This is a genomic window from Variovorax sp. 20P10.2.4 (assembly GCF_058244205.1).
This window is the reverse complement of the sequence record NZ_JBZAYE010000239.1, coordinates 1-10,155: the sequence shown is the minus strand read 5'-3', so window position 1 is coordinate 10,155 and position 10,155 is coordinate 1. Positions and strand designations below refer to the sequence as shown.

7 protein-coding genes are annotated in these 10,155 nt (G+C 70.3%); 1 reads left to right on the top strand and 6 read right to left on the bottom strand.

Features of this window, described 5'->3' with window-relative positions:
- Positions 1-2: 2 nt before the first annotated feature.
- The 5 genes from AC27VN_RS21360 to AC27VN_RS21340 all read right to left on the bottom strand — a co-directional run bounded on the left by AC27VN_RS21360 (position 3) and on the right by AC27VN_RS21340 (position 8,242).
- Entirely contained in the window at positions 3-434 is a 432-nt protein-coding gene (locus AC27VN_RS21360; protein WP_490877807.1) for a GNAT family N-acetyltransferase, read from the bottom strand.
- Positions 435-438: 4 nt separating this feature from the next.
- Positions 439-810 (bottom strand): nuclear transport factor 2 family protein, encoded by a 372-nt coding sequence (locus tag AC27VN_RS21355; RefSeq protein ID WP_444814270.1) that lies wholly within the window; start codon positions 808-810, stop codon positions 439-441.
- 130 nt (positions 811-940) lie between these two features.
- A complete protein-coding gene (locus AC27VN_RS21350; RefSeq protein WP_490877806.1) occupies positions 941-1,288 on the bottom strand; it encodes an NIPSNAP family protein in 348 nt (115 codons plus the stop codon).
- Positions 1,289-1,358: 70 nt separating this feature from the next.
- Complete coding sequence (locus AC27VN_RS21345; RefSeq protein WP_490877805.1) at positions 1,359-2,120, bottom strand: putative DNA-mimic protein; 762 nt, start codon at positions 2,118-2,120, stop codon at positions 1,359-1,361.
- A gap of 104 nt (positions 2,121-2,224) precedes the next feature.
- Positions 2,225-8,242, bottom strand: a complete 6,018-nt coding sequence (locus tag AC27VN_RS21340; RefSeq protein ID WP_490877808.1) for an alpha-2-macroglobulin family protein — start codon at positions 8,240-8,242, stop codon at positions 2,225-2,227.
- Positions 8,243-8,426: 184 nt separating this feature from the next.
- Here AC27VN_RS21340 and opgC point away from each other — a divergent pair, with 184 nt between their 5' ends.
- Positions 8,427-9,569 carry an OpgC domain-containing protein gene (gene opgC / locus AC27VN_RS21335; protein WP_490877804.1) on the top strand — a complete coding sequence of 381 codons (1,143 nt, stop codon included), beginning with the start codon at positions 8,427-8,429 and terminating at the stop codon, positions 9,567-9,569.
- Here opgC and AC27VN_RS21330 read toward each other — a convergent pair.
- The coding region (locus tag AC27VN_RS21330; RefSeq protein WP_490877803.1) for a DUF2169 domain-containing protein at positions 9,566-10,155 on the bottom strand (590 nt) is incomplete at its 5' end. The two genes, opgC and AC27VN_RS21330, sit on opposite strands and share 4 nt — an antisense overlap.

Below are 10,155 nucleotides of genomic sequence, written 5' to 3'. Positions count from 1 at the left end.
CCTCAGTCGCCGTCGACCAGGCCGCGCGCGATGGCCAGCGGCTCGTCGCGGAAGATCGCCATCGCGGTCTTCATGCGGCGGAAACCGAGCTTGCGATAGAACGGCTCCTTGCCGGCCACCGCGTACAGGATGATCTTCTTGTGGCCGCGCGAGCGCTCTACCAGTTGGGCGACGATCTCGCGGCCCAGGCCGGTGCCCTGGCGTTCGGGGTGCACCGCCACGTCGCAGATGTAGGAGCAGTCGAGGCCGTCGGCCAGCGCGCGGCCCGCGCCGACCAGCCGGCCGTCCTCATAGACCAGGCACTTGAAGAGGCTGGCGGCGTACACCTGCTTCAGGCTCTCGGGCGGCTTGTGGCCCAGCGGCGCGATCTCGTAGAGCCGCGACAGCTCGTCCCAGTCGACCGCGTCGATCGCGTGGCGCCACTCGAGGGCCATGGGCTCAGGCGGCGTAGAAGAATTCCTCGCGCACGATCTTGCCGTCTTCCACCGTGTAGAGCGCCATCTCCTCCATGGTGAAGCGCTCGCCGCTGGTCTTGAAGGTGGCGTCGATCTTGAAGCCGACGATGAAGCGGTCGTCGTGCGGCCACGGGCCCGCGACGATCATGCCGTGCACCTCGTGGTTCGAGGTCCACCATTCGCCCTTGCCGCGGATCGCCTCGATGCCGCGCACCTCGCGCGCCATGTCGGGCGGGCCGCCGGCCTCGACGCTCACCGCATCGCTCGCATAGAGCGTCAGCGCCTCCTCGTAGGCGCCCTGGCGGCACAGCTCGACGAGCGTGTTGGCGATTTCCATCGTGTCCATCGTGGTCATGGGTAGCGGCCTTTCTGCGGATCGCAGCAACGGGGTTGGGGGTAATGGGAACGGCTGGAGTCAGTGTAGGCCGCCGGCCGCGCGGCGCCCATCGGGAAAGACCGGGAATGACAAGCGCGCCGGGCCGGACTCAATCCGGCGCGTTGAGCGCGCGCATGCTGTCCACCGCCTCGTCCGAGGCCCAGAGCAGCGTGTTGAGGTAGGTCTCGATGCGGTCCACCAGCGCGGCGCGCGGGCCCTCGCGCCATTCGGTCGAGCCGTAGAAGGCCGACTGCTCGGCCTCGAGCGCCTCGCGGCTCGCATAGGCGCGCACGAGGTGGTAGCTCTCTTCCTCGTGGTCGCCGCGGCCGTAGCTCACCACGTCCATGCCCCTGGCGCGCAGCATGGGCACGGCGCGCGTGTGCATGGCCTCGTGGAAGGCCGCGAGGGTGCCGGGCTTGAGGCGGTAGGTGCGGATTTCGAGCAGTCGCCGGGTCATGAAGAGGTCCTTCCTGGATGCCGGCCACCGTTGTACCGCGTGCCGCGCCGGCGAGCCAGCGCGGCGTGCTTCAGCAGAACACGATCGCCGTGCGGTGCGCGATGCTCAGCCGCGCCGCCTCGTACAGCAGCAGCCAGGCCGCGTACTCGCGGTAGAGGCCGTTGTCGTCCTCGATCAGCGCGTCGATGCGCTCGGCCTCCTCGTCGCCGAGCTTGCCGTTGTTCAGGTGGATGCCCAGCGCGGGCGCCACGTAGACCAGTTCCTCGAGCAGGCGGTACGAGGAGCCGAGCATGCCGCCGGGCAGGCCCAGGGCTTCGTCGTCCTCCTCGTCCTCTTCCTCGTCCTCGATGTCGTCTTCCTCGGGGCCGCGCGAGAGGTCGACGTCCTCGTCGTCCTCCTCCTCGTCCTCTTCCTCGGCTTCATCGTTCTCGTCGCGCTCGTCGAACAGCACTTCCTTGAAGTCCACCGGCACGTAGAAGCCCTCGGCATCCGAGTGGCACAGCAGGTGGCTGTCCTCGCTGTCGAGCAGGGTCTGGATCTTCGGGTCGGCCGTGGGATCGACGTCGTCGGCCAGCGGCGTGGCCACCCAGTCGGGCGCGAGCACGCGGTGCGCGTAGGCGCGGCGCAGGTAGTGGATGAAGGAATAGGGGAAGCTCTCGATCGAGGCGCGCGAGTCGAACTCGATCGCCTCGCGCGGCTCGGTGTGCGGCGGCAGGCCGGCGGCCGCCAGCACGCGGTTGACTTCCGCCAGGTCCTCCTCGAACGCCTCGGCGCCCTCGGGGTCGTCTTCGAGCAGCTCGGCAAGCATGCCGACGCAGATGGCCAGGCCCATGGATCACTCCTCGTGGTTCGTGGCGGCGATGGTGACGAACCCAGATGAAGGCGGGATGACGGCCGGCCGCGCGTTGCGCCGAACCGTCATCCGCGCGGGCGGCTTCAGCGCGCCGCTTCGACCTTGATGCGCTCGTTCGGCACCTCGCCGAACATCTCGGGCGCGTACATCGCCTCGACGCGGCTCGGCGGCAGCGCGAAGTCGCCGACGTTGTTCAGGCGCACCGTGTACTCCATCTTCACCACGCCCTTGGGCAGGTACTGGTAGTAGCTGCGGAAGGCCTCGAAGCTGCGTTCCTCGAAGGCCGGCCAGCCGGCGCCCGACTTCTTCTCGCCCTGGGTGGCGATCTGCGAGTCGCGGCCCAGGCCGCTGCCGAGGATGGTGGCGCCGCCGGGCACCGGGTCGCTGATGACGACCCAGGTCATGTCGGCGCTGGCGTTGACCTCCAGGCTCACGCGCAGCACGTCGCCGCGCGTGTACTTGCCGGCCACCGCCTGCTCGACCGGCGTCACGGTCTTCTTGATCGCATAGCCGGCCGCGAACGGTGCCTTGAGCTGCACCGCCGCGATCGACTGCATCGTGAGCCAGGGCTTGCCCGTGCCCTGCTGGGTCACGAGCAGGGTGTCGCGCACCGGCGCGCCGCCGGGCGATGCGGCCCAGGGCAGGAACATGCCGTTGTTGCGCAGGTTGCCCGGCGAGGCCGGGGCGCCGAAGAAGGTGGTCTGGTTCGGCGCGCCGCCCGGATCGCTGGCCTTCACGCGCTCGACCTTGCTCCAGTCGACCTGCGCCTTGGCCGCGCCCAGGGTGGCGGCGGTGATGCCGGCCACCGGCGTGCTCTCGAACACCTTGCTGAACTTCTCGAGCGCCAGCCCGCCCCAGAGGTTGGCGGTGGTGGTGTGCCAGGCGCCGTTCTGCTGCCGGCCGATGAAGCCGTTGGCGAGCTTGCCGATGTCGTCCTTCCAGCTCGGGTCGTCCATCACCGTCAGCAGCAGGCGCGCGGTGTTGACGTCGCCATTGGTCATCAGCCACCACCAGTAGTCGTCGCGCTCGGTGCTGAAGATCAGCTTGGTGCCCTGGTAGGACAGCCGCGCCTTGAGCACGTTGTTGGCCTCGTCCATGCGCTGCTGGCGCTGCGGCACGTCCTGCACGCGCTTCAGAATGTTGAGCCAGTCGATCACCGCGCTGGTGGGCCACTGGTTCGGCGCGATGGTGATGCTGCCGAGCATGGCGCCCGAGGCCTTGCCGTAGCGCGACAGCGCCTCGAGCGCGGCCAGCTTGCGCACGTCCAGGTCCTTGCGCGGGCTCCAGAAGTCGCGCGTGAGGCGGCCCTCGACGAAGGCGATCAGGCCGGCTTCCATCGGCGCGCGCACGTCGTCGGCGAGCGCGAAGGCGGGGTCGAGCGAGGCCGCTTCGTTGGTGGCCGCCAGCAGGTACGAGGTCAGGATGTCGCTGCCGCCGTTGGCCTCGCCGTCGCGCGGCGGGAAGTAGCTCGCCAGGCCGTCGCTGTCGAGGTAGGTGGGCAGCTGCGCGAGCACGCCCTGCCACATCTTCGCGTCGCGCAGGCCGACCGACTTGCTGGTCTTCTGCTCGAGGCAGACGAAGGGGTAGTTGGCGAACCAGTCGCGCACGCCCGGCAGGCCTTCGGCCAGCTTGGGCTGCAGCGACAGCTTCAGGCCGCCGCGGCCGGGCAGGGCGTCGGCCGGCGGCGCCACGTCGATGGTGAACGGGCCGTCGACCTGCACCAGCGTGGCCTGCTGCACCGTGAGCGGCACCGAGGGCACGATGCGCTGGCGCACCTTGAGCGCGTCGCGCGCGCCGCCCAGCGTGTCCTTGGCCTCGATCTCCCACAGGATCGCCTCGGCGCGCGTCTGCGCGAGCTGCGCCGGCGCGGTCACGTTCCAGGCCACCTCGCGCGCCTCGCCGGCGGGGATGTCCACCGTCTGCGGCTGCAGGGTGAGCAGGGTGGCGCGCGGCGTGGCTTCCACCTTCATCGCCTTCTGCGTGGTGTTGCGCAGCGTGATCTGGGCGCGGAACTGGTCGTCCTCGCGCACCAGCGGCGGCAGGCCGCTGATGATCTGCAGGTCCTGCGTGGCCTGGATGCTGGCCTGGCCGGTGCCGAACAGGTCGGTGCCCGAGTCGGCCACCGCCACGATCTTGAAGGTGGTCAGCGCGTCGTTGAGCGGCACCGTCACCACGGCCTGGCCGTTGGCGTCGAGCACCACGCGCGGGTTCCAGATCAGCAGGGTCTCGAGCAGCTCGCGCGTCTGGCCCTTGCCGCCGCCGCCGCCCGCGGGCACGGCCTTGCGCCCGTAGTGCCGCCGGCCGACGATCTCCATCTGCGCGGTCGAGGTGCTGACACCCCAGCTGCGCCGCTGCAGCATCGCGTTGAGCAGGTCCCAGCTGTCGTTGGGCATCAGCTCGAGCAGCGCCTGGTCGACCGCGGCCAGCGCCACCTCGGCGCCGGCGGCCGGCTTGCCGTCGGGCAGCTTGGCGGTGATCGTGACCTGCGCCTTGCCGCGCACCGGGTAGCTGGGCTTGTCGCTCGCCACCGTCACGTCGAGCTGGTGGGCGCGCGTGCCGACGCGGATCTCGGCCATGCCGAGGCGGTAGGCGGGCTTGCTGAGGTCGACCATGGCGGTCGGCGCCACGTACTCCTTGCCCTCGTACCAGAAGGCGGTCCACCATTCGCGCGGCGCCTTCCAGCCCCAGCTGAAGAAGCTGTACCACGGCACCTCGCGCAGCCGCCCGCGCAGCGCGAGCACGCTCACGTAGGCGTTCGGGCCCCACTCGGGCTTGACCTGCAGCGTGACCGTCGGGTCCTGGCCGTTGAGCTGCACCACGTGCGTCTCGATCACGCCCTCGCGCTCGACCGACACCAGCGCGGTCGCGAAGCGGAACGGGCTGCGCACCTGGAACTTGGCGATCTCGCCGGGCTGGTAGCTCTTCTTCTCGGGCAGCACGTCGATGCGGTCGTTGTCCTCGCCGCCGAACCAGAGCTCGCCCTGCTTGGTCACGTAGACCGAGCTGGCCGCGCGGGCATCCCGGCCCTCGCTGTCGGTGGCGCTGGCGACCAGTTCCACCTCGCCGGCGTCCTTGAGCTCGGTCTCGCAGAGCAGCAGGCCGCGCGCGTCGCTCTTGCCGCTGCAGACGGTGCCGATGTCCTTGGTCTCGGTCTTGTTGTCGTAGGTGTAGAAGCCGCCCACCATGCGCTTGCGGCTGGTGGTGGTGATGCGCGCCACGGCGCGCACGTTGAGCGTCACGCCAGCCTGGGGCTTGCCCGCGAGGTCGAGCGCGAGCGCCTGGAACTTGACCTTCTGCGCGGTCGAGACCCAGCCCTCGGTCTTGATGCCGGCGATCACGCCCGCGGGCCACAGCGTCTGCGTGCTGCGGATGGTCTGCACCTCGCCGTTCGGGTCGGCGTAGGTGGCTTCCAGCAGCAGCTCGCGCGCGGCCTTGACCTTGGGCACCTTGTCGATCGTGAGCTTGCCGGCGCCGTCCTTGTTGAGCGTGAGAGGCAGCTTGTCGGCGATCACGCGGGTGTCGCTCGCGCTGTTGAGGTCCTCCTCGCCGCCCGTGGCCTCGGGGCCGGCCGCGGTGGCCGCCTGCAGGCCCGCGGCCTCCACCGGCCGCGGCGGGCTGAAGCTGAAGGCGTCGTAGTCGGAGAAGCTCAGGCTCTTGCCGCGCACCATGGCCGACACGCGCACCGGCAGGTTGGCCGCGCCGCCGCCGGCCACGTAGTTGATCTGCACGTCGGTGGGCACGGCCGTGGCCGCCACCAGCGGCTTCTTGTCGCTGGGCGCGATGCGGCCCTCGAGCACCGGCAGGCGGAATTCCTCGACGCGGAAGATGCCGGTCGCGAAGCTGCGGCCGCCGCCGTCCTCCTCGTCGTCGCTCTCGTCGTTGTTCTTCTTGGCGCCGCCGCTGCGCAGCTGCACCTCGTACACGCCGAGCTTGGCCGCGGCCGGAATGGCGAAGCTGTTCTCGGCGCTCAGGCCGCCGGTGGCGGTCTTGCGCCAGGCCAGCGGCTGGGTGAACTGCTGGCCGCTGCCCTGGTGCGTGATGACCAGCGTGTCGGGCGTGCCGTCGGGCAGGCCGAAGCCCTTGCGGGTCTGGGTGCGGATCAGGCTCTTCATCGACACCGTCTCGCCGGCGCGCAGCAGCGTACGGTCGAAGATGGTGTGGGCGATGCGGTCGGGCTCGGGCTGCAGGCTGGTGGGCACGTTGAAGCGCCAGGGCTCGATGCCGCGCTGCCAGTCGCTCTGCGTGAAGGCGAGGTCTTCCACGCCCTTCTCGTCCTTGGCGCGCGCGCTGACGAACCAGAAGCCCTCGCCGTATTCGTCCTCGCCGTTGCAGTTCGGCGCCTTCGAGGGCACGCCCTCGAGCATCACGGTGCCGTCGGCGCCGGTGGTGCCCGAGGCCACGGCCTTGCCGCGGCAGTCGGACACGCGCACCTGCGCGCCCGCCACCACCTTGCCCTTGTCGAGCGTGGTGACCCAGGCCATCGAGTTCTCGCGGCCCAGCTTGAAGTGCACGGCCAGGTTGGTGGCCAGCGCGCTGGTGCGCACGTACATCGTGCGGTTGGCGCCCAGGCGTTCGTCGAGCAGCGCGTCGCCGAGCTTCTGCGAGGCGATCTCCAGCACGTGGAAGCCCGGCGTCAGCGGGATGCCGATGACCTCGAAGGGGCGCGGGTCGCCGCTCTCGGCCTTGGGCATGTCGAGCGACTTCACGCCCGGCTGGCCCGAGAGCAGCGACAGCGTGCGGGTCTGCACGTAGCTCTTGTCGCTGCTGTCGAGCATCGGCGGCAGCGGCGTGCGCAGGTCCTTGCGCGCCTCGGTGCGCGCGATGGTGTAGCTGTCGTAGCGGCGCACCTTGCGCAGCCACTCGATGATCTCGGCGTCGGTCTTCGGGTTGATGTCGCTGACCTTGCCGGGCGTGAGCGCCTGCACCATCAGCTGCGGCTCCACGCGGCGCACCGTCACCGGCATCATGGCCGGGGTGTCGGGCTCGGCCAGGCGCTCGATCACGCCGAAGGGCGAGGCCGCGAACTTGGCCAGCGGCGGCATGGCGCCGGTCGCGACTTTCAGCGGGAAGCTGTCGGGCGAGGCCAGCGGCCGGCCCGAGGCGTCCTCGAACTTCGAGGGCAGCTCGATGCTGAAGGAGGTGCTCTCGGCCAGCGGCGGCGCGAACTCGATCGAGCTCACCACGTCGTCGGCGTTCTGGGCCGAGCCCTCGTCGTCGAACTTGGGCGAAAGCGTCTTGCCGCCGCCCTTGAGCTGGATCGCCGCGGCCACCTTGCGCGTGACCGGCGCGTTGAACTGCAGCGTCATCGGGCGCAGCGGCAGGCAGGCGGCCTGCGCGTTCTCGCGCTCGCAGGTGAAGGAGACGGCGAAGGGTTCGCGCACCGTGAAGCTCAGCCGGCGCTCGACGCTGTTGGCGATGCCCGAGGGCGTGGCCACGCCCTTGCCGTAGACGATCTGCAGCTTGCTGCCGGGCGTCAGCGTGCGGTTGCACTGCAGGGTGACGAAGCGCAGCGGCGTCTTGGCGGCGGCCTTGTCGCGGCCATGGGCCTTGAGCAGCTCGGTGCGCTGGGCGCCTTCGATCAGCTTCACGGGCACGCGCTCGCCGACGCCGTCGGCCGCGCACCAGACGTTCTCGCGCACGCTGTCGAGCGTGGCCGGGCCGTTGAGCTCGAGCATGAACATCTGCTGCTCGTCGATCTTGGCGTAGCTGCCGGGCTCGAAGTCGCGGATGAAGGGACCGCCGGTGGAGAACTGGTAGCGCTCGGGACCGGTCAGCTCGCCGCTGGCGGGCTTGAACGAGGCGATGCGGCTGATCGTGCAGCGCACGCCGGGCGGCAGGTCGTTCTCGAAGTCGTAGACCCACTGCTTGGCGTCGGTCCAGCGGCCCTGCCCCTTGCCGGCCTGCGCGTCGGTGCAGCTCACGGACAGCGGGGCCGGTGCCTTGGGATCGCCGAAGTTGACCGCGGCCTGGTCGAACTTGGCGACCACCTGCCGCACGCGCGAGACCTCGCCCTGGGGCGTGAGGCTGGTGATCTGCAGCGCGAACGCGGGGGCGGCCAGTGCCGCCGCGCCGATGGCCAGCCAGAGGGATCGCGCACTCATCGAACTGTTCACAACTAACTCCTCCTGAGGACAGCGCACGAGGGTAGCCGATTTGCATGGCGCCACGGCAGTGCCGTCCGTCATAGGCCGGTGGGCCGGAGCCTGCGAAGTCGCCCCTTCTTCTTACAATCGCTCACCCCGGGCGAGCGTCGCGCGGACGAAGTCAGGAAACCGCCGCCAACCGATGAAACGCTACTGGGAAATCGACGCCTTGCGCGGGCTGATGCTCGTGCTGATGACCGTCACCCACCTGCCGACACGGCTGACGGACCCGCTGGGCCAGCCCTTCGGCTTCGTCTCGGCGGCCGAGGGCTTCGTGCTGCTGTCGGCCTTCGTCGCGGGCCTGGTCTACAGCCGCATCGGCCACGTGCGCGGGGTCGAGTCGATGCGCAGCGCGTTCTGGCGCCGCGTGCTCAAGGTCTACCTCTGCCATGCGGCCACCCTGCTGTTCCTGTTCACCGTGATCACCGGCGTGGGCCTGCACATCGACCAGCCGGCGGTGAAGAACCTGGTCTCCTACTACCTGGCGGCGCCGCGCGACGGCTTCCTCTACGGGCTGCTGCTGGTGTACGAACCGGCGCTGCTCGACATCCTGCCGATGTACATCTTTTTCATGCTCATGAGCCCCTGGGTGCTGGCCTTCGCGATGCGCCACGGCTGGCTGCCGGTGATGGCGGTGAGCGCGGCGCTGTGGGCGGCGGCGCAGTTCGGCTTCAGCGAATGGGTCTACGGGCTGGCGGTGCGCCACCTGGGCCTGCCGGTGCCGTACCACGAGATGGGTGCCTTCAACACCTACGCCTGGCAGTTCCTCTGGTTCTCGGGGCTGGCCATCGGCGCCAGCCGCAATGCGCCGGGCATGCAACCGCTGCGCTTTCCGGCCTGGCTGCTGGTGCTGGCGGCGGGCGTGGCGCTCTACTGCTTTTACTGGCGCCACACCGGCATCAACGGCCAGGCGCCGTTCGGTGGCGACGTGGAGCGCAACCTGCTGTTCGACAAGTGGCTGCTCGGGCCGCTGCGGCTCGTGAACCTGGTGGCGCTGGGCATCCTCGCGGTGCGCTTCGGTCCCTGGCTGATGCGCAAGCTGCCGCGCCTGGGCTGGCTCGAGGCCATGGGCTCGGCCTCGCTGCCGGTGTTCTGCGCCCACCTGGTGGCCGTTCTGCTGGTGCTGGCCTTCTATGGCGACAGCCAGACCGCGCGGCCCTGGTGGGGCGACGCGCTGCTGCTGGCGGCGGTGTTCACCGGCATGTACCTGGTGGCGCGCGTCTCGCGCGGCGCCGACGTGCCGCCGCCGGCGGACGAGGTGCCGACGGAACCTGCCCGAGCCTAGTACCCCGTCAACGGTTCATGCCTGGCCGACCGGCTCGCCGCGGCGAGCAGGGCGTCGGGGTCCACCGCGTGCAGCGCCATGTGGGCGACGCCCTCGCGCTTGGGCACCCAGCAGCGCCAGGTCAGGAACACCATCGCGAGGCTGCTGCGCAGGTCGACGTGCACGCCGTCGAGCATCAGCGGCACGCTCTCGGACTTTCCGTCCTCACGCTGCACGGTCGTGCTCAGCCGCACGCCGGGCAGCCAGACCTGCACGTGCGCATGGTCGGGATGCATGTGCAGCAGCTGCAGCTCCTCGTCGCCCGCGAGCGGCGCCTCGTGCACCAGGCCCGGCGCGGCGTACTGGTAGAAGCGGTAGTCGAAGTCGTCGGGCAGCAGCGGATGCTTGCGCGCGAGCCAGTCGTCGTCGTAGCGGCCCGCATGCCGCTGGCGCGGGCGCCACACCGGCGGCAGCGGCGCGAAGCCCTGCGGCACGTGGTCGTGGCGGCGCCAGTCGGCGATGGGGTCGGCGGGATCCTCGATCGCGGGCGCGGGCCACTCGGCAGCGGCGTCGCAATGCGCGGCATCGACGATGCCGCGGCCCAGCG